At 66.7% G+C, this 18,546-nt stretch carries 17 protein-coding genes; 13 read left to right on the top strand and 4 right to left on the bottom strand.

Annotated features, from left to right (window positions below):
* Positions 1 to 34 precede the first annotated feature (34 nt).
* Positions 35 to 1,360: a beta-ketoacyl-ACP synthase II gene (gene fabF / locus U5N23_RS25015; RefSeq protein WP_322595394.1), complete on the top strand. Its 1,326-nt coding sequence runs from the start codon at positions 35 to 37 to the stop codon at positions 1,358 to 1,360.
* Between the two features lie 15 nt (positions 1,361 to 1,375).
* On the opposite strand, the gene U5N23_RS25010 is transcribed toward fabF, so the two are convergent.
* The gene (locus U5N23_RS25010; RefSeq protein ID WP_108016385.1) at positions 1,376 to 2,221 is read right to left on the bottom strand and encodes a MurR/RpiR family transcriptional regulator; all 846 of its coding nucleotides are present in this window, start codon (positions 2,219 to 2,221) and stop codon (positions 1,376 to 1,378) included.
* Between the two features lie 211 nt (positions 2,222 to 2,432).
* Between U5N23_RS25010 and tal the strand changes: the two genes are divergently transcribed.
* Positions 2,433 to 3,380 carry a transaldolase gene (gene tal / locus U5N23_RS25005; protein ID WP_322595393.1) on the top strand — a complete coding sequence of 316 codons (948 nt, stop codon included), beginning with the start codon at positions 2,433 to 2,435 and terminating at the stop codon, positions 3,378 to 3,380.
* 183 nt (positions 3,381 to 3,563) lie between these two features.
* Here tal and U5N23_RS25000 read toward each other — a convergent pair whose 3' ends face one another.
* Both U5N23_RS25000 and U5N23_RS24995 read right to left on the bottom strand, forming a co-directional pair.
* Positions 3,564 to 4,973, bottom strand: a complete 1,410-nt coding sequence (locus U5N23_RS25000) for a sensor histidine kinase (RefSeq protein ID WP_322595392.1) — start codon at positions 4,971 to 4,973, stop codon at positions 3,564 to 3,566.
* A 40-nt stretch (positions 4,974 to 5,013) separates the two neighbouring features.
* Positions 5,014 to 5,742 (bottom strand): response regulator transcription factor, encoded by a 729-nt coding sequence (locus tag U5N23_RS24995; protein WP_322595391.1) that lies wholly within the window; start codon positions 5,740 to 5,742, stop codon positions 5,014 to 5,016.
* A gap of 244 nt (positions 5,743 to 5,986) precedes the next feature.
* Between U5N23_RS24995 and U5N23_RS24990 the strand changes: the two genes are divergently transcribed.
* The 9 genes from U5N23_RS24990 (at position 5,987) to U5N23_RS24950 (ending at position 13,880) form a co-directional block, all read left to right on the top strand.
* A complete protein-coding gene (locus U5N23_RS24990) occupies positions 5,987 to 7,237 on the top strand; it encodes an ABC transporter substrate-binding protein (protein WP_322595390.1) in 1,251 nt (416 codons plus the stop codon).
* Positions 7,238 to 7,328: 91 nt separating this feature from the next.
* On the top strand, positions 7,329 to 8,447 hold the full coding sequence (locus U5N23_RS24985) for a carbohydrate porin (RefSeq protein WP_322595571.1): 1,119 nt from the start codon (positions 7,329 to 7,331) through the stop codon (positions 8,445 to 8,447).
* Positions 8,448 to 8,611: 164 nt separating this feature from the next.
* Positions 8,612 to 9,496: a sugar ABC transporter permease gene (locus U5N23_RS24980; protein ID WP_322595389.1), complete on the top strand. Its 885-nt coding sequence runs from the start codon at positions 8,612 to 8,614 to the stop codon at positions 9,494 to 9,496.
* Positions 9,486 to 10,355 (top strand): carbohydrate ABC transporter permease, encoded by an 870-nt coding sequence (locus U5N23_RS24975; protein ID WP_322595388.1) that lies wholly within the window; start codon positions 9,486 to 9,488, stop codon positions 10,353 to 10,355. Before U5N23_RS24980 ends, U5N23_RS24975 begins: the two co-directional genes overlap by 11 nt.
* Positions 10,356 to 10,367: 12 nt before the next feature.
* Positions 10,368 to 11,429: an ABC transporter ATP-binding protein gene (locus U5N23_RS24970; protein ID WP_322595387.1), complete on the top strand. Its 1,062-nt coding sequence runs from the start codon at positions 10,368 to 10,370 to the stop codon at positions 11,427 to 11,429.
* Between the two features lie 177 nt (positions 11,430 to 11,606).
* Complete coding sequence (glk, locus tag U5N23_RS24965; protein WP_322595386.1) at positions 11,607 to 12,578, top strand: glucokinase; 972 nt, start codon at positions 11,607 to 11,609, stop codon at positions 12,576 to 12,578.
* A gap of 3 nt (positions 12,579 to 12,581) precedes the next feature.
* On the top strand, positions 12,582 to 12,995 hold the full coding sequence (locus U5N23_RS24960; protein WP_322595385.1) for a VOC family protein: 414 nt from the start codon (positions 12,582 to 12,584) through the stop codon (positions 12,993 to 12,995).
* Between the two features lie 237 nt (positions 12,996 to 13,232).
* Positions 13,233 to 13,526, top strand: coding sequence for a DUF4148 domain-containing protein (locus tag U5N23_RS24955; protein WP_322594143.1), 294 nt, complete (start codon positions 13,233 to 13,235; stop codon positions 13,524 to 13,526).
* Positions 13,527 to 13,586: 60 nt separating this feature from the next.
* The gene (locus tag U5N23_RS24950; protein WP_322595384.1) at positions 13,587 to 13,880 is read left to right on the top strand and encodes a DUF4148 domain-containing protein; all 294 of its coding nucleotides are present in this window, start codon (positions 13,587 to 13,589) and stop codon (positions 13,878 to 13,880) included.
* 149 nt (positions 13,881 to 14,029) lie between these two features.
* Here U5N23_RS24950 and zwf read toward each other — a convergent pair whose 3' ends face one another.
* Positions 14,030 to 15,484 carry a glucose-6-phosphate dehydrogenase gene (zwf, locus tag U5N23_RS24945; protein ID WP_057200203.1) on the bottom strand — a complete coding sequence of 485 codons (1,455 nt, stop codon included), beginning with the start codon at positions 15,482 to 15,484 and terminating at the stop codon, positions 14,030 to 14,032.
* A gap of 190 nt (positions 15,485 to 15,674) precedes the next feature.
* Between zwf and pgi the strand changes: the two genes are divergently transcribed.
* Both pgi and U5N23_RS24935 read left to right on the top strand, forming a co-directional pair.
* Positions 15,675 to 17,237, top strand: coding sequence for a glucose-6-phosphate isomerase (gene pgi, locus U5N23_RS24940; RefSeq protein WP_322595383.1), 1,563 nt, complete (start codon positions 15,675 to 15,677; stop codon positions 17,235 to 17,237).
* An 87-nt stretch (positions 17,238 to 17,324) separates the two neighbouring features.
* Positions 17,325 to 18,539, top strand: coding sequence for an AGE family epimerase/isomerase (locus U5N23_RS24935; RefSeq protein WP_322595382.1), 1,215 nt, complete (start codon positions 17,325 to 17,327; stop codon positions 18,537 to 18,539).
* Positions 18,540 to 18,546 lie beyond the last annotated feature (7 nt).

Below are 18,546 nucleotides of genomic sequence, written 5' to 3'. Positions count from 1 at the left end.
CGCGGCCTGCGCCGCGCACTGAAAGGGTAACGCGATGGTGAATGAACACAAGGGAACGCAGCAACCGGGCCAGGGCTCGCGCCTGCCGCGCGTGGTGATCACGGGCATGGGGCTGGTCTCACCCCTGGGCGTCGGGGTGGAACTGGCCTGGCGCCGCCTGCTGGCAGGGGCGTCGGGCCTGCGCCGCCTGCCCGATGCGGTGGTGGAGGGGCTGGCGGCCAAGGTCGGTGGCGCGGTGCCCACCAAGGAGCAGGACCCCGAAGGCGGCTGGGACCCCGACACTGTCGCCTCGTCCAAGGACCAGCGCAAGATGGACCGCTTCATCCCGTTCGCCCTGGGTGCTGCACAGCAGGCTCTCGCGCAGGCCGGCTGGGCGCCGACAGGAGAGGGGGAGCAGCAGCGCACGGCCACCGTGATTGCCTCGGGCATCGGGGGCTTCGGTGCCATTGCCGAGGCCGTGCGCACCACCGACACGCGCGGTCCGCAGCGCCTGTCGCCGTTCACCATACCGTCCTTCCTGGTCAACCTGGCGGCTGGCCAGGTCTCCATACGCCATGGCCTCAAAGGGCCCATCGGTGCTCCCGTGACGGCTTGCGCGGCCAGCGTGCAGGCCATTGGCGACGCCGCACGCATGATCCGCTGCGGCGAGGCCGACATTGCCGTCTGCGGCGGCACCGAGGCCACCATCGACCGCGTGAGCCTGGGTGGTTTCGCGGCGGCCAAGGCGCTGTCCACCGGCTTCGCGGAGCACCCCGAACAGGCCTCGCGCCCCTTCGACGCCGGCCGCGATGGCTTCGTCATGGGCGAGGGCGCGGGCATGCTGGTGCTCGAATCGCTGGACCACGCGCTGGCGCGTGGCGCCACGCCGCTGGCCGAGGTCGTGGGCTATGGCACTTCGGGCGACGCCCACCACATCACCTCCGGCCCGGAAGACGGCGATGGCGCGCGCCGCGCCATGGAGATCGCGCTGGCCCAGGCGGGCCTGGCGCCCAGCGAGGTGCAGCACCTCAATGCCCATGCGACCTCTACTTACGTGGGTGACCGGGGCGAACTCGCTGCCATCCGGCGCGTGTTCGGTACCGGCAAGTCGGTGGCCATCGCCTCCACCAAGGCGGCCACGGGCCACCTGCTGGGCGCTGCCGGTGCCGTGGCGGCCATCTTCACCACGCTGGCCCTGCGCGACCAGATCGTGCCCGGCACGCTGAACCTGGAGCAGCCCGATGAGCTGGCCGAGGGGCTGGACATGGTGGCGCTCAAGAGCCGACCGATGGCGCTGGAGCATGCCATGCTCAACGGTTTTGGCTTTGGCGGAGTCAACGCCACCCTGGTGCTCAAGCGCTGGGCACCGGCTGCTGCGTAGAAGGGAGCGGGCTGCCTACGCGTAGCGTTTGGCGCGCAGGTTCTCTTTCATCTGCTGCAGGATGGGTTGCAGCGGGCTGCCGATGCGCAGGGCCACGCAGGTGGCCAGCACGTCGATGATGAGCAGGTGCATGAGCCGCGACACCATGGGGCTGTAGCGGTCGTAGCCTTCGGGGTGGTCGGCGGCCAGGTGGATCTGGCAGGTGCTGGCCAGTGGCGAGCCGCTGGCCGTGATGGCGATGGTGGTCGCGCCGTTCTTGCGCGCGATGTCGGCCGCATCCATGAGGTCGCGCGTGCGCCCCGAATTGGAGACGATCACCAGGCAGTCGCCCGGGCCCAGCAGGGTGGCGCTCATCACCTGCATGTGGCCGTCGCTGGTGGCAATCGACGTGACCCCCAGGCGAAAGAACTTGTGCTGCGCGTCCTGGGCCACGATGCCGGAGTTGCCCACCCCATAGAACTCGATGCGCCGCCCGGTCTTCCAGGTGGCCGCAATCGCCTCGGCCGCGCGTTCCAGCGCCACGGTGCTGGCGGCATTGCGGTACTGCAAAAAGGCGGCCACGGCGTTGTCCACCACCTTGACCAGCACGTCGCCGGTCTTGTCGTCGGCGTCCACGCTGCGGTGGATGAAGGGCACGCCTTCGCTCACGCTGCCCGCCAGCTTGAGCTTGAAGTCGGCCAACCCGTCGTAGCCCATGCTGCGGCAAAACCGCACCACGGTGGGTTTGCTCACATGGGCGCGCTCGGCCAACTCGCGCACGGGCAGGCGCGCAAAGCTGCGCGGGTCGGCCAGCACGAGCTTGCCCACGCGCTGTTCGGCCGGGGCGAGCGACGACAGGGAGGCGGTGATGCGGTCGAGCATGTCAGCGGCGTCCCCGGCAGGGGAGCAAGGAGATGGTGTGGATCGGCGGATGCAAGGAATTGATGGTAACTGGGTTCCATCGATTTTGGTAACTTGGGTTCAACCCGCAGTCAGCCGCAGGAAGGTCCGCCGCATCTTGCTCAGGGAATGCGCGGGGTATCGGTGCTTGGTAGTACCGGCGGCCGACACAGCGATGCGGAATAATGGGGGCATGAACCAACTCGACGCCCTCAAACAGTTCACCACCGTGGTTGCCGACACCGGCGACTTCAAGCAACTGGCCCAGTTCCAGCCGCAGGACGCGACGACCAATCCTTCGCTGATCCTCAAGGCCGTGCAAAAGCCCGAATACGCCCCCTTGCTCACGGACACGGTGAATCAGTTCCGTGGCCGCCCGATGGACGAGATCATCGACCGCCTGATCGTGCGCTTCGGCCGCGAGATCCTGGACACGATCCCGGGCCGCGTCTCCACCGAAGTCGATGCACGCCTGAGCTTCGATACCGAGGCCACCATCACGCGCGGCGAGCGCATCATCGAGCTGTACCAGGCCGAGGGCATCCACATCGACCGCGTGCTCATCAAGGTTGCCGCCACCTGGGAAGGTATCCAGGCGGCCGAAAAGCTCGAGCAGCGCGGCATCCACACCAACCTGACCCTGCTGTTCTCGTTCTGCCAGGCGGTGGCCTGCGGCCAGGCCAAGGTGCAGCTGATCTCGCCCTTCGTGGGCCGCATCTACGACTGGTACAAGAAGCAGGCCGGCGCCCAGTGGGACGAGGCCGCGCGCTCGGGTGCCAATGACCCTGGCGTGCAGTCCGTCGCGCAGATCTACAACCACTACAAGCACTTCGGCATTGCCACCGAAGTCATGGGCGCGAGTTTTCGCAACACCGGCCAGATCACCGCGTTGGCCGGCTGCGACCTGCTCACCATCGCCCCCGATCTGCTGGCCCAACTGGCGGCCAGCGATGCACCGCTGGCGCCCGCACTCGATGCCGCGGCCGCCAAGGCGCTTGACCTGCCGGCGGTGAACTACGACGAGGCGGGTTTCCGCTACGCGCTCAACGAAGACGCCATGGCCACCGAGAAGCTGGCCGAGGGCATTCGCGGCTTTGCGGTGGATGCCGTGAAGCTCGAAAAGCTGATCCTGGCGGCCTGATTAGGTACATCCCCCTGAGGCGCTTCCGCGCCTTCACCCCTTCTCTCGAATTGCTGCGCAATTCGGCAAGGGGGACGCACCCAGCGCGGCGGGGCGGCCCTTGCGCGGGTGCACTGGTATGGAGCGCGCCAGTTTTGTCGGGCAAAGACGATGCGTTGAGCAGCAAGGAGCCCGCAGCACGCCTTACGTGCGAGGAGCTACCGCGCTGAGCGGCACCTTCAGGCCCACGCGCAGGCCATGCGGCGTCACCGGCTCCGCGAAGGTCTGGCCGGCGTGCTGCAACGCGATTTCCTCGACGATGGACAGGCCCAGGCCGCAGCCGCCGGGCTTGTCCGAGCCGCGCCAGAAGCGCGCGAACAGGTCGCGCAGGTGGGCGGGTGCCACGCCGGGCCCATCGTCTTCAACGGCCAGCGTGGCCAGGCCCGCACCCGCGATGTCCACCCGCACCGTCACTGTGGCGCCGTGGCCCGCGTAGTGCAGGGCGTTGTCGATGAGGTTGTTGAGCGCCTCGCGCAGCAGCAGCGGGTGGCCCTGCACGGCCAGTTGCTCCTCGCCTTCGTAGCCCAGGTCCACGCCGCTGGCCACGGCACGCGCGGCCCAGTCGCGGGCCACCTCGCGCGCCAGGGCCGGCAGGTCCAGGGTCTGCATGGCCACGCTGCTTTCCGAGCGCGCCAGTTGCAGCAACTGGTGTACCAGGTGGGCACTGCGCCGCGCGGCCGACAGCACTTTGTGCAGCCGCTCCTGAACGGCCGGCTCGTGGCTCTCGTGCAGTGCCAGTTCGGTCTGGCCGATCAGGCCCGCCAGCGGCGTGCGCAGCTGGTGGGCGGCATCGTTGAGGAAACGCTTTTCCTTGTGCTGGCCGCGCGCCACGGCCTCCAGCAGGGCGTTGATGGTGCTGGCCAGCGAGTGCACTTCCTGCGGCGCCGACGTCAATTCGATGGGCGGCAGGGGGTCGGTGGTGTTGCGCTTGCGTGCGCCGGCCTTTTCGATCTGCGCCTCCAGGCGCTTCAAAGGCTGCAGGCCGCGCAGCACGCCGGCATACACCACGGCGCTGAGCGCCAGGCCCATCAGGCCCATGGGCAAGAGCATCTGTTCGAGCAGCTCTTGCGCGATGCGCTCACGCACCGTGAGGCTTTGCGCCACCTGCACACGCAGGCGCTGGCGTGTCTGCGGCGTGCCGTAGTCCACGTCGAGCAGGGCCACGCGCACCGGGCGGTCGTCCACCCGCGCCTGGTACAGAAAGGGCTCGCCCACCTCCACGCTCACCGGCGGGGGCGGCGGCAACTGCGCATTGCCCAGCAGGAAGCGACCAGGGGGCGATGACACCATGTAGGTGATGCGGTCGGCCGGGTCCTGCTCCAGGATGTCCTGCGCGGCCTTCGGGAAATCGACCAAGAGGCCGTCACCGATGGGCTTGATCTGCCGCGCCAGGGCGCGCACCGACTGGGTGAGCGTCTGGTCGATGCCTTTCTCGCCATTCTGCAACGCGATGCGCCAGGCCAGAAAGCCGCCCGACAGCCACAGCACGAGCTGCGGCAGCAGCAGCCACAGCAGCAGCTTGCGTTGCAGGGAGACGCCGGGAATCGGGCGCATCACGGTCCTCAGGGGGTGGGCAGGAGCGCGGCGGTCGCGGTCATTCCGCAGGCTTGGCCAGCATGTAGCCCAGCCCGCGGATGTTGCGGATCACCAGGTTCGATGCGTCGAGCTTCCTGCGCAGTCGGTGCACGTACACCTCCAGCGCGTTGGAGTTGAGCGCAGCGGCAGCGGTCTGCCCGGGTTCTGGCGGGCCCGCGCGCCAGGCGGCAAGCACATCGTCGCGCGTGACCACCTCGCCGCAGCGGTTGACCAGCAGCTCCAAAAGCTCCCATTCGCGCTGCGTGAGCTCCAATGGCTCGCCACCCAACACCGCGCTGCGGTTGCCATGGTCGATCTGCAGGCTGCCGATGGCGGTGCTGGGCCCCCCGGCGGCGCTGCTGCCCTGCGTGAATGCGGGCTGCCGCGCGCGGCGCAGCATGGCCTGCAGGCGGGCCTGCAGCTCCTGCATGTTGAAGGGCTTGGTGATGTAGTCGTCGGCCCCGGCGTTCAGGCCGTGGATGCGGTCGTCGATGCCGTCGCGTGCGGTCAGAATCAGCACTGGCAGGCCGGCAATGTGGGTGCGCGCCCAGGTCAGCAGCTCCATGCCGTCCGCACCGCCGGGCAGCCCCAGGTCGAGGATGATGCCGTCCACCGCCTGGCCCTGCAGCAAGGTGGTGGCCTCGGCCACACTGGAGGCGGTGTGCACGCTGAACTCCAGTTGCTGGAGCTGGCCCGTCAGCGCGTCCAGCAGCAGTGCATCGTCTTCGACTATCAGGATGGTGGGCATGGATAGAGGATAACAAAGGGTCTTGCAGCGCAACTGTCGCAGGGGCGCACAGCAGGGAAAGCACCAAGGCGGGGGACATGCCGCACCGTAATTCGATAACGGCCCCATTGCATTGGCGTGCAACGGACACCCCGGGAAAGTCCTGATATGTTCATTAATTATTGTAATTAAAGTACCGACTGCGCTGAACGCCACCGGTAAGGCGGCGCACAAAATGGATTCACACAAACGAGGAGACAAGGGTATGTGGAAGTTGACACAAGTCGCCGCCGTCGCGGCGGTTCTGGCGGCATCGGCGTCCGCCGGTGCGGGGGAAGTAGAGGTCCTGCATTACTGGACTTCGGGTGGCGAAGCCAAATCGGTGGCCGAGCTCAAGAAGATCATGCAGGGCAAGGGCCACACCTGGCGTGACTTCGCCGTGGCCGGCGGTGGTGGCGACAGCGCCATGACCGTGCTCAAGAGCCGCGTGATCTCGGGCAACCCGCCGTCCGCAGCCCAGACCAAGGGCCCGGCGATCCAGGAATGGGCGTCCGAAGGCGTGCTGGCCAACATGGACGCGCTGGCCAAGGCCGAGAAGTGGGACGAGCTGCTGCCCAAGGTGGTCGCCGACATCATGAAGTACAAGGGCGCCTATGTGGCCGCCCCGGTCAACGTGCACCGTGTGAACTGGATGTGGGGCAGCTCCGAGGCCCTGAAAAAGGCCGGCGTGAGCGCCATGCCCAAGACCTGGGACGAGTTCTTCGCTGCGGCCGACAAGCTCAAGGCCGCAGGCCTGGTGCCTGTGGCCCACGGCGGCCAGAACTGGCAGGATTTCACCACCTTCGAATCCGTGGTGCTGGGCGTCGGCGGTCCCAAGTTCTACCAGGATGCCCTGGTCAAGCTCGACGACAAGGCCATCAACAGCGACACCATGAAGAAGTCGCTGGAGACCTTCCGCCGCATCAAGTCGTACACCGACCCGGGTGCTCCCGGCCGCGACTGGAACCTGGCCACGGCCATGCTGATCCAGGGCAAGGCGGGCTTCCAGCTGATGGGTGACTGGGCCAAGGGCGAGTTCCTGGCCGCCAACAAGGTGCCGGGCAAGGACTTCATGTGCGCCGCCGCACCGGGCACGACCACGTCCTACACCTTCAACGTGGACTCGTTCATCCTGTTCAAGCTCAAGGACGCTGCGGCCCAGAAGGCGCAGAGCGACCTGGCCAGCTCCATCATGAGCCCCGAGTTCCAGGAGGTGTTCAACCTGAACAAGGGCTCCATCCCGGTGCGCGCCGGCCAGAAGATGGACAAGTTCGACGACTGCGCCAAGGCCTCCGCCAAGGACTTCGTGGACACCGCCAAGAGCGCCAGCCTGCTGCCCAGCGTGGCCCACGGCATGGCGATTGCGCCCGCCACGGAAGGTGCCATCAAGGACGTCGTCAGCCAGTTCTGGAACGACGACAAGGTGAGCGTCGCCGACGCCATGAAGAAGATCGCGACCGCCGCGAAGACCAAATAAACCACCACTGAGGGATCCCATCATGATGAAAAGAAACCGCCTCACGGCGGTGGCTTTGGCCGCCGCATGCGCGATGAGCAGTGCCATGGCAATGGATGTTGCCGGCTTCGAGTTCAACGGTTACTCCCGGGGTGGCCCGGTGTTCAACCATTCCGACGGCGTCAAGGGCAACCTGGCCCTGGGCGGCGAGCTGCAGAAATTCCGCCTGGGCAATGAAGGCGACAACGGCATCGAAGTCAACTTCGCCCGCAGCTTCGAGGCGGGCGGCATCAAGTGGAAGTTGAACTACATGCCTGCCAAGTGGGGCAGTGGCGACATCAGCACCGAGCAGGCCTTCGTGGAAATGAGCGGCTTCTCGTTCTCGCCCGAAGCCAAGTTCTGGGTCGGCCAGCGCCGCCTGCGTATCCAGGACGTGCACATCGTCGACTACTTCCTGCTGAACTACGGCGACAACGTCGGTGCCGGCATGACCGACATGCCGATCGGCGGCATGAAGCTCGGCGTGGGCGTGTTCAGTGGCGACAAGTTCGATGCCAACCTGCCCAACGACGTCAAGGCGCACCGCCTGAACGTCGATCTGTCCGAGATCAACACCAACCCCAACGGCAAGCTGCGCGTGCTGCTGACCGCGGTGGGCGGCAAGAACCAGGTCAACGGCGGTTCGGGTTCGGGCATCTCGCTGATGCACACCCAGAAGGACTTCCTGCTGTCCGGGGTCAGCAACACCCTGTACCTGCAGACTTCGCGGGGCCATGCCCGGATCGACGGCGAGTTCGAGGCCATCGACGGCACCCGTCCCGGCCGGCGCTCTACGCGCATCGCCGACTCCATCAACTGGCAAAGCGGTCCCTTCGGCGGCCAGGCACTGATTGGCTACCAGACCAACAAGACCGACCTGACGGGCGTGGAGACCAAGGACTTCTCGCTGGGCGGACGCGGCTCGTACGCCATCACGCAGAACTTCAAGGCCCTGGCCGAAGTGTCGACCACCACCCGCAAGGGCACGGGTCCTGACCAGCGCCTGAGCAAGGTGACTTTGGCTGGCGCCTTGGCCATGAACCAGGACTTCTGGTCGCGCCCCGAGTTGCGCCTGTACGTGACCAAGGCCAACTGGAACCAGGCCGCTGCCGTGGCGAATGCCGCGACCTTCGGCGCCAATGGCAAGACCTCGCGCACGCTGGTGGGTGTGCAATACGAGATCTGGTGGTAAGGAGGGAGAAAGCGAGTTAAGTCAGAGGTGACTTTGTTCTTGGGGGGCACTCCCTGTGTGCCCCCCTTTTTTCCTTGTTGTTGTTTTTCCTGTTGACGTGATGATGGACGGCGCGTCCGTCGCCCATGTCCCAGCCAGCGTATGCACCCGATGCTTCTTTTGCAATGACGACCAAGAACTCCTTTGAATCCTGGCTGCCCAAGCTGGTCGTGGCACCGGCCTTCGTGCTGGGTTTTGCCTTCATCTACGGTCTGATGGTCTGGAACGGCGTGCTGAGCCTTTCCGTATCGCGCATGCTGCCCAACTACGAATGGGCGGGCCTGGCGCAATATGAAAAGCTCTGGGAGATGGACCGCTGGTGGGTGGCCTTGAAGAACCTGGGTATTTTCGGCGTGGGCTATGTGGGCGGTTCGCTCGCCATCGGCGTATTGCTGGCCGTGCTGCTGGACCAGAAGATCCGCGCCGAGGGCGCGCTGCGCACCATCTACCTGTACCCCATGGCCCTGTCCTTCGTGGTCACCGGCACGGCCTGGAAGTGGCTGCTCAACCCAGGCCTGGGCATCGAAAAAATGGTGCGCGACTGGGGCTTTCCCAATTTTGAATTCGGCTGGCTGGTGGACACCGAGATGGCCATCTACTGCGTGGTGATCGCCGGCATCTGGCAGAGCGCGGGCTTTGCGATGGCGCTGTTCCTGGCGGGCCTGCGCGGCATCGACGACAGCATCATCAAGGCCGCGCAGGTCGATGGCGCCTCGCTGCCGCGCATCTACTGGCGCATCGTGCTGCCAGCGCTGCGCCCGGTGTTCTTTTCCACGCTGATGGTGCTGTCGCACCTGGCGATCAAGAGCTTTGACCTGGTGATGGCGCTCACGGCCGGCGGCCCCGGCTATGCCACCGATGTGCCCGCCACCTTCATGTACACCATGTCGTTCTCGCGTGGCCAGATCGGCCTGGGCGCGGCCAGCGCCACCATGATGCTGACCACCGTGGCAGCCCTGGTCATTCCCTACCTGTACAGCGAACTGCGCAGCAAACCCCATGACCGCTAAGCCCTCCCTTTTCCCTTCTGTGGGCCGCCTGCTGGTCTACGCGGTGCTGGCCCTGGCCACCGCCTTCTTCCTGCTGCCGCTGTACGCGATGCTGGTCACCTCGCTCAAGGATGCCGAGGAAATCCGCAGCAGCTCGCTGCTGGCGCTGCCCGCATCGCTCAACCTCTCGTCCTGGAGCACGGCCTGGTCCAGCGCCTGCACGGGGGTGGACTGCAATGGCCTGCGCCCCTTCTTCTGGAATTCGGTGGCCATGGCCGTGCCGGCCGTGATGATCTCCACCGTGTGGGGTGCGCTCAATGGCTACGTTCTCAGCCTGTGGAAGTTCCGCGGCAGCGATGCGCTGTTCGGCATGCTGCTGTTCGGCGTGTTCATGCCCTTCCAGGTGGTGCTGCTGCCCATGAGCCAGGTGCTCGGCTGGCTGGGCCTGTCGAGCTCCATCACAGGCTTGGTGATGGTGCACTGCCTGGCGGGCCTGGCCGGCACCACGCTGTTCTTTCGCAACTACTACGCGGCCATTCCGAAGGAGCTGGTGAACGCGGCACGCATGGATGGCGCGAGCTTCTTCCAGATCTTCTGGCGCATCGTGCTGCCGCTGTCCACGCCCATCATCATGGTCACGCTGATCTGGCAGTTCACCAACATCTGGAACGACTTCCTGTTCGGCGTGGTGTTCTCGGGCACCGACTCCAAGCCGGTCACGGTGGGCCTGAACAACCTGGCCAACACCAGCTCCAGCGTCAAGGCCTACAACGTGGACATGGCGGCCGCCATCATCGCCGGCCTGCCGACCATGGTGATCTATGTGCTGGCGGGTAAGTTTTTCGTGCGCGGGCTGACGGCCGGCGCGGTCAAAGGTTAAGGGTAAGAAATCATGGCGTCTTCATTGGACATACTGGGCATCAACAAGCGTTTCGGCAAGGGTGACAAGAGCGTGGAGGTGCTGCGCAAGATCGACATCCACGTCGCACCGGGCGAGTTCCTGATCCTGGTGGGGCCCTCGGGCTGCGGCAAATCGACCCTGCTGAACATCATCGCGGGGCTCGACGAGCCGACCGAGGGCGAGATCCGCATCGCCGACAAGAACGTGGTGGGCATGCCCCCGCGCGACCGCGACATCGCCATGGTGTTCCAGAGCTATGCGCTGTACCCCACGCTGAGTGTGGCGGACAACATCGGCTTTGCGCTGGAAATGCGCAAGATGCCCAAGCCCGAGCGCAAGAAACGCATCGACGAAGTGGCCGCCATGCTGCAGATCACCCACCTGCTCGACCGCCGGCCCAGCCAGCTGTCGGGCGGGCAGCGCCAGCGCGTGGCCATGGGCCGGGCCCTGGCGCGCCAGCCGCAGCTGTTTTTGTTCGACGAGCCGCTGTCCAACCTCGACGCCAAGCTGCGCGTGGAGATGCGCGCCGAGATCAAGCGCCTGCACCAGGCCAGCGGCATCACCAGCGTGTACGTGACGCACGACCAGGTCGAGGCCATGACCCTGGGCTCGCGCATCGCGGTGATGAAGGGCGGCGTGGTGCAGCAACTCGGTACGCCCGACGAGATCTACAACCACCCGGCCAACACCTACGTGGCGACCTTCATCGGCTCGCCCACCATGAACCTGCTGCGCGGCACGCAGGCGGCCGGGCACTTCGCCATCCAAGGGGTGTCGCTGGAGCTGGCGGCGCCGCAGGCGGCGCCCGAGGTGATGCTGGGCGTACGCCCCGAGCACCTGGTGATGCAGGACAGCTCGCCCTGGCGCGGCGAAGTCAGCGTGGTCGAGCCCACGGGCCCCGACACCTATGTGATGGTGGACACCGCCGCCGGCAGCATGACGCTGCGCACCGATGCGCAGACGCGCGTGAAGCCCGGCGACCGCGTGGGCCTGGCCGTGGCGCCAGCGCACGCCCATTGGTTCGACACCGGGACGGAACAGCGCATCGCCTGATCCCGCCCCGCAAGGCGGCAACCCCCGACTGCCTTCGGCCTCGCTGCATGGGGGCTTTGACCCGGCTGCCTGGGGCGTTCTGGGTTACAAACCGGTTTGCGTCGGCTCTGCCGTTTTCAGCCATCCAATTCCGGGTGAGCGGTCCGCTGCCTTGCAGCGGACGCTGCCCCTTCGACCATGCCCGCAACACGCCTTCTCGCCGACATCGGCGGCACCAACATCCGCCTGGCCTGGCAGGCCCCGGGGGACGACACGCTGCACGATACGCGCGTGCTGCAGTGCGCCCAGTACCCCACGGTGGACGATGCCATCCGCACCTACCTGGCCGAAGTGGGCATTGCCGCGCCGCAGGAGGCGGCCTTCGGCATTGCCAACCCCGTGACGGGCGATGCCATCCGCATGACCAACCACAGCTGGAGCTTTTCGCAGAAGGCGGTGCGCAAGGCCTTCGGCTTTGCGCGGCTGGTGGTCATCAACGACTTTACCGCGCTGGCCCTGGCGCTGCCCTTGCTTACGCCCGACCTGCTGCGCCAGGTGGGCGGCGGCCAGGCCGTGCCGGGGGAGGCCATTGGCCTCGTCGGGGCGGGCACCGGCCTCGGCGTTTCGGGCCTGGTGTTCCCGCCCCACTCGCCGGCCGGCGTGCCGCTGTCGGGCGAGGGTGGGCACGTCACGCTGGCGGCCGACACGCAGCACGAGTTCGACGTGCTGCGCGTGCTGCACGAGCGCTACGGCCATGTCTCGGCCGAGCGCGCGGTCTCGGGCTCGGGCCTGGTGGACCTGTACCACGCCGTGCGCACCGTGGCGAGGGCCGGCGGCACCGAGGTGAACTCGCCCGCCCAGGTGACCGAAATGGCCTTGCAGGCCAAGGACCCGCTGGCCCTGCAGGCACTGGAGCTGTTCTGCGGCTTTCTGGGCAGTGTGGCCGGCAACCTGGCGCTCACGCTGGGCGCGCGCGGCGGGGTGTACATCGGTGGCGGCATGGTGCCGCGCCTGGGCGAGTGGTTCGACCAGTCTTCCTTTCGCCAGCGTTTCGAGGCCAAAGGCCGCTTTGCGCCGTACCTGGCGTCGATCCCCTGCTGGATCATCGACCCGAGCGCTACCCCGGCACTGTACGGCGCCTCGCGCGCGCTCGACATCGCGGGCGGCTGAGCCGTGGCGAGCGTGCCGTCGCTGGCGCTGTCGGGCGTGCACCATGTGGCCCTCATCGGCTCGGATTACGCACGCTCCAAAAGCTTCTACACCGAGGTGCTGGGCCTGGCCATCGTGCACGAGTCCTACCGTGCCGAGCGCCAGTCGCACAAGCTCGACCTCGCGCTGCCCGATGGCACGCAGATCGAGCTGTTCTCGTTTCCCGAGGCGCCACCGCGCCCTTCCTACCCCGAGGCCTGCGGGCTGAGGCACCTCGCGTTGCGGGTGGACGACCTTGAGGCCAGCCTGCAGGCCCTGGCCGCCCATGGTGTCGTGGCCGAGCCCGTGCGCATGGACCCGCTCACGGGCTGCCCCTTCACCTTCATTGCCGACCCCGATGGCCTGCCCATCGAACTGGTGGGGCCGCTGCCGGAATAAGCGATCTTCCACTCCAAGAAAAATGCCGCGCAGGGTTTCCCTCGCGGCATTTTTCTTGGGTGCATTGTTTTCAAAACCGGAACAGTCAGTTCGTGACTGAGTGGTTTTTCTTTGATCGCCCGCGGCGTACAGTTCAACCCATCGATGAGCCGAACCCGCAAGGCGACTCACCGAACCCGGTTCGAAATGGTTTTGTCCCGGTTTTTTGAGTCACTTTTTTCTTCCAAGGATTTCATCATGAACACGACCGCACGCTTCCTCTCCATCGCCGCTGTTGCCGCTTTCGCTTCTTTCGGTGCCCAGGCCGACGAAGCCGATGCTTCGCAATTCGCCACCCAATTCGAAACCAGCCGCACCCGCGCCGAAGTGGCCGCTGAAGCCGCCACCGTGGCCCAGACCCGCAGCATCGAGCCTGCTGGCTCCCGCGTGGTGACCTACAAGTCGACCGCTGACCGCGCTGCCGTGCGTGCCCAGGCTGCTGACGCTGTGCGCACCGGCCAGATCTCTTTTGGCGAAATCGGCGCGCTGTAAGCCGCCCCGGATTGAACTGACCTGACCCCCTGTCAAACCCAATAAAGAATCGAGATCACCATGAACAAGACTGCACGTTTCCTCTCCATCGCCGCTGTGGCTGCTTTCTCCGCTTTCGGTGCCCATGCCGACGAAGCCGATGGATCGCAGTTCGCCCTGAAGTTCGACACGAACCGTACCCGTGCCGAAGTGGCTGCCGAAGCCGCCACCGTGGCTAAGACGCGCAGCCTCGAGCCAGCAGGCTCGCGCGTCGTGACCTACCAATCGACGGCTGACCGTGCTGCCGTGCGTGCGGCCGCTGCCGAAGCCGTGCGCCTGGGCCAGATCCCTTCGGGCGAAATCGGCGCCATGTAAAGAATGCGGGCCTTCCCATGGTGGTGGCATCTCACGGTCGTGGATGCCGCCACCATGTGGAAGTGTTTCCCCCCAAAGGCCGTAACCCGGCATGAATGACAAAAGGCTCCAACCGGAGCCTTTTTTGTTGTGGGGCCGCGCGAAGAGCGTCAGACCTCTTCGCTCCAGCAATAGCCGTCGCGCGCGATCATCGCGCTGGCGGCGCTCGGGCCCCAGCTGCCAGCGGTGTAGGGCCGTGGGCCCAGCGCGTCGTTGCGCCAGTGCTGCAGGATGGGTTCCACCCAGCGCCAGGCTTCCTCCTGCTCGTCGCTGCGCACGAAGAGGTTCAGGCGCCCGGCGATCACATCGAGCAGCAGGCGTTCGTAGGCGCCCACGCGCTCGGTGCCGAAGCGCTGGTCGAAGTCGAGGTTCAGGTACACCTGCGACAAGGCAGGTTCGGTCTGGTGCTGGGCGGCACCCTGGGCCAGGAGGTGCAGCTCCAGCCCGTCCTTGGGCTGCAGGTTGATCACCAGGCGGTTGGCCGCGCCGGCCGAGGTGCGGAAGATCGGGTGCGGCACGGGGCGGAAGTTGACCACGATGTGCGCGTCGCGCCCCGCCAGCCGCTTGCCGGTGCGGATGTAGAAGGGCACACCGGCCCAGCGCCAGTTGGAGATCTCGGTGCGCAGCGCGACGAAGGTCTCGGTGGTGCTGCCGGCGGCCACGCCTTTTTCCTGCAGGTAGCCGGGCACGCTGGCGCCGTGCGTCTTGCCGGCCACGTACTGGCCGCGGATCACGTGCTGGCCGATGGTCTCCACGCTCCAGGGCTTGAGCGACTGCAGTACCTTGAGCTTCTCGTCGCGGATGGCGTTGGCGCTGGCGTTGATGGGCGGCTCCATGCCGATCGCGCACAACAGCTGCAGGGCATGGTTCTGCACCATGTCGCGCAGGGCTCCGGTCTGGTCGTAGAAGGCGCCTCGCGTCTCCACGCCCAGCTCTTCGGCGATGGTGATCTGGATGTTGGCGATGGTTTCGCGCCGCCACAGGGGCTCGAACAGGGCGTTGCCAAAGCGCATGGCGAACAGGTTCTGCACCGAGGGCTTGCCCAGGTAGTGGTCGATGCGAAAGACCTGTTCTTCCTTGAGCACGCGGCGCAGCGTGTCGTTGATGGCCTGGTTGGAGCGCAGGTCGTGGCCCAAAGGCTTTTCGAGCACCACGCGGGTGGTCGGGCCGTTCAGGCCCACGGCGGCGATCTGCTCGCAGACATTGGTGAAAAGGCTCGGTGCCGTGGCCACGTACATCACCACCGACTCGGCATTGCGCTCGTGCAGCATGTCGGCCAGGCGGGCATAGTCCTGGGTTTGCGACAGGTCCATGCGCAGGTAGTGCAGCAGGGCGCCGAAGCGTGCGAACTCATCGGGGGTGGGGCGCTTGGCCAGGTCCACGCCGTCGAAGCGCGACTGGATCAGGCTGCGGTATTGTTCATGGCTGAGCTCGTCACGGGCCACCGCGATGATGCGGCCCCCCTCGGGCAGCGTTCCGTGGCGGAACGCCTGGAACAGCGCCGGCATGAGCTTGCGCCAGGCCAGGTCGCCGGTTCCGCCAAACAGGACAAGGTCAAAACTCATGGGGTCTCCGTATTCAGTGCATTGGTCGTCGTGCGTTTCCGCGAAATTGTAATCACGTTACATCGATTTGTGTAGGACAGCAGAGCAACTGGCGTTCCAGGCTGTGTCTGCAACAAAAAAATACCAGCCTGTTTTGGTAATCAAGTTACTATTTCGCCGTTTTCCATTTTCCTGTCCAGGTAGCTCTCCCATGTCCCTTCGTTGTGACCAGACTCCCCAGTGGCCCGCGCTGCAGGCCTTGTTCCAGGCGCAAGGGCGCGCACTGGACCTTCGGCAGGCCTTCGCCGAGGATGGAGAGCGCTTTGCGCACTTCAGTCAGGCCGCCCCCGAGGTGTTCGCCGACCTCTCCAAGAACCTGTGGGACCGGCCTACCGAGTCCCTGTTGCTGGGCATGGCCGAGGCCTGTGGCCTCGCTGCGCAGCGCGATGCCATGTTCGCGGGCCAGCCCATTAACCACACCGAGGGCCGCGCCGTGCTGCACACGCTGCTGCGCCGCCCGGAGGGCCTGGCGCTGCCCGGTGACGGCCCCGATATCGCGCAGAAGCTCGCCGAGGTGCATGGCACGCTGGGCGCCATGCTGCAGTACGCCGAGCAGGTGCGCGGCGATGCCGCCATCACCGACGTGGTGAACATCGGCATCGGCGGCTCGGACCTGGGTCCGCACATGGCGGTGCTCGCGCTCGATGCCTTTCGCGCCGCGGGCAAGCGTCTGCACTTCGTTTCCAATGTGGACGGGCACGAACTGCATGGCGTGCTGCAGGGGCTCAAGGCCGAGAGCACGCTGTTCCTCATCGCTTCCAAGACCTTCACCACGGCCGAGACCATGGCCAATGCGCGCTCGGCGCTGGCCTGGTTCGGCGCAGAGGGCGGCAGCGACGTGGCGCGCCACTTCGCGGCGCTGACCACCAACGTGGAGGCGGCCGCTGCCCTGGGCATCACCACCACCTTCGGCTTCTGGGACTGGGTGGGCGGGCGCTATTCGCTGTGGTCGGCCATCGGCCTGCCCATCGCCATCGCCATCGGTGCGGCAGGCTTCCGTGGGCTGCTGGCCGGCGCGCATGCCATGGACGAGCATTTCCGCACCGCGCCGCTGGCCGCCAACCTGCCGGTGCGCCTGGGCCTGCTCGACCTCTGGTACCGCAACTTCCATGGCTTCACCAGCCGCTGCATTGCGCCCTACCACGCGGCACTGGGCCGGCTGCCGGCCTACCTGCAGCAGCTGGAGATGGAGAGCAACGGCAAGCGCGTGGGGGCCGACGGCCAGGAGCTGCCGTACGCCACCTCGCCCGTGCTCTGGGGCGAGCCCGGCACCAACGGCCAGCACGCGTTCTTCCAGATGCTGCACCAGGGCACCGACGTGCTGCCGCTGGAGATCGTGGCCGTGCGCCAGGCGGCGCACCCGCTGCCGGGTCACCAGGACAAGCTGCTTGCCAACGCCCTGGCCCAGGCCCAGGCGCTGATGGTGGGCAAGCCCAGCGCCGAGGACGGACACCGCCATTTCCCGGGCAACCGGCCCAGCACCTTCCTGCTGCTCGAATCGCTGACCCCGGCCTCGCTGGGTGCGCTGATCGCGCTGCAGGAGCACCGCGTATTCGTGAGCGGCAGCCTGTGGGGCATCAACAGCTTCGACCAGTGGGGCGTGGAGCTGGGCAAGGTGCTGGCGCGCGACCTCGAATCCCGCCTGGCTTCGGGCGATGCCGCAGGGCTCGATGGCTCCACGGCAGGGCTGCTGGCGCGCCTGCGCGGCGGCTGAGCCGCAGCGCCGCGCTCATCGCATTTCACAACGAGGCGCCTTGAGGCGCCCAGGCCGCACCCTGCGGCCCAACGAGGAGACAAGCCCATGACTGCACCGCAGCCGCCCGATTTCCGCTCGCCCGCATTCCTGCACGCGCACATCCGCCAGACCATGGCGTTCTACGAGCCCGTGGCCACCGATGCGGGGGGCGGCATGTACCACTTCTTCCTCGACGACGGCACCGTCTACGACGAGCGCACGCGCCACCTGGTGAGCGCCACGCGCTTCGTGGTCACGCATGCCATGCTGTTCAAGACCACCGGCGAGGCGCGCTACCGCCACGGCATGGAGCATGCGCTGCAGTTTTTGCGCACCGCCTTCCTCGACCCAGCCACCGGCGGCTATGCCTGGCTGATCGACTGGCATGGCGGCCACGCCACCTTGCTCGACGCCACGCGCCACTGCTATGGCATGGCCTTCGTGATGCTGGCCTATGCCCGGGCGCACGAAGCCGGCGTACCCGAGGCCCGCGAGTGGCTGGCCGAGGCCTTCGATACCGCCGAGCAGCATTTCTGGCAGCCGGCCGAGGGCCTCTATGCCGACGAGGCCACACGCGACTGGGCGCTGGCGGACTACCGCGGGCAGAACGCCAACATGCATGCCTGCGAGGCCATGATCTCGGCCTTTCGCGCCACGGGCGACCGGCGCTACATCGAGCGCGCCGAGTTGCTTGCGCAGAACATCTGCCAGCGCCAGGCCGCGCTGGCCGGTGGCTGGGTGTGGGAGCATTTTCGCGCCGACTGGTCGGTGGACTGGGACTACAACCGCCACGACCGCAGCAACATCTTCCGACCCTGGGGCTACCAGATCGGCCACCAGACCGAATGGGCCAAGCTGCTGCTGCAGCTCGATGCGCTGGCGCCCGCGCCCTGGCACCTGCCGTGTGCCCGCTTCCTGTTCGATGCCGCACTGGACAAAGGCTGGGACACCGCCCATGGCGGCATCGTCTACGGCATGGCGCCCGACGGCAGCATCTGCGACGACGGCAAGTACCACTGGGTGCAGGCCGAGAGCATGGCCGCCGCCGCCGTGCTGGCCGTGCACACCGGCGAGCAGCGCTACTGGGACTGGTACGAGCGCATCTGGACCTACTGCTGGCAGCACTTCGTCGACCACGAGCACGGCGCCTGGTTCCGCATCCTCGACGGCCGCAACCTCAACCACACACGCGAGAAGAGCAACGCCGGCAAGGTCGATTACCACAACATGGGCGCCTGCTACGACGTGCTGCTGGCCTTGGGCGCGCTGCGCGCGCCCTGACCACCCG

Origin of the sequence: Acidovorax sp., assembly GCF_034519795.1 — a bacterium.
Classification (GTDB): Bacteria; Pseudomonadota; Gammaproteobacteria; order Burkholderiales; family Burkholderiaceae_C; genus Acidovorax.
Note: the sequence above shows the minus strand (reverse complement) of the source record. Positions and strands in the feature narration are given on the sequence as shown.

Coding starts and splice junctions, on each gene's coding strand:
- U5N23_RS24970 (WP_322595387.1), top strand. CDS start 10,368: ATGGCGTCTTCATTGGACATACTGGGCATCAACAAGCGTTTCGGCAAG.
- fabF (WP_322595394.1), top strand. CDS start 35: ATGGTGAATGAACACAAGGGAACGCAGCAACCGGGCCAGGGCTCGCGC.
- U5N23_RS24955 (WP_322594143.1), top strand. CDS start 13,233: ATGAACACGACCGCACGCTTCCTCTCCATCGCCGCTGTTGCCGCTTTC.
- U5N23_RS24995 (WP_322595391.1), bottom strand. CDS start 5,742: ATGCCCACCATCCTGATAGTCGAAGACGATGCACTGCTGCTGGACGCG.
- U5N23_RS24985 (WP_322595571.1), top strand. CDS start 7,329: ATGGATGTTGCCGGCTTCGAGTTCAACGGTTACTCCCGGGGTGGCCCG.
- U5N23_RS24975 (WP_322595388.1), top strand. CDS start 9,486: ATGACCGCTAAGCCCTCCCTTTTCCCTTCTGTGGGCCGCCTGCTGGTC.
- U5N23_RS25000 (WP_322595392.1), bottom strand. CDS start 4,973: ATGCGCCCGATTCCCGGCGTCTCCCTGCAACGCAAGCTGCTGCTGTGG.
- U5N23_RS24990 (WP_322595390.1), top strand. CDS start 5,987: ATGTGGAAGTTGACACAAGTCGCCGCCGTCGCGGCGGTTCTGGCGGCA.
- zwf (WP_057200203.1), bottom strand. CDS start 15,484: ATGAGTTTTGACCTTGTCCTGTTTGGCGGAACCGGCGACCTGGCCTGG.
- U5N23_RS25010 (WP_108016385.1), bottom strand. CDS start 2,221: ATGCTCGACCGCATCACCGCCTCCCTGTCGTCGCTCGCCCCGGCCGAA.
- U5N23_RS24980 (WP_322595389.1), top strand. CDS start 8,612: ATGACGACCAAGAACTCCTTTGAATCCTGGCTGCCCAAGCTGGTCGTG.
- tal (WP_322595393.1), top strand. CDS start 2,433: ATGAACCAACTCGACGCCCTCAAACAGTTCACCACCGTGGTTGCCGAC.
- pgi (WP_322595383.1), top strand. CDS start 15,675: ATGTCCCTTCGTTGTGACCAGACTCCCCAGTGGCCCGCGCTGCAGGCC.
- U5N23_RS24950 (WP_322595384.1), top strand. CDS start 13,587: ATGAACAAGACTGCACGTTTCCTCTCCATCGCCGCTGTGGCTGCTTTC.
- U5N23_RS24935 (WP_322595382.1), top strand. CDS start 17,325: ATGACTGCACCGCAGCCGCCCGATTTCCGCTCGCCCGCATTCCTGCAC.
- glk (WP_322595386.1), top strand. CDS start 11,607: ATGCCCGCAACACGCCTTCTCGCCGACATCGGCGGCACCAACATCCGC.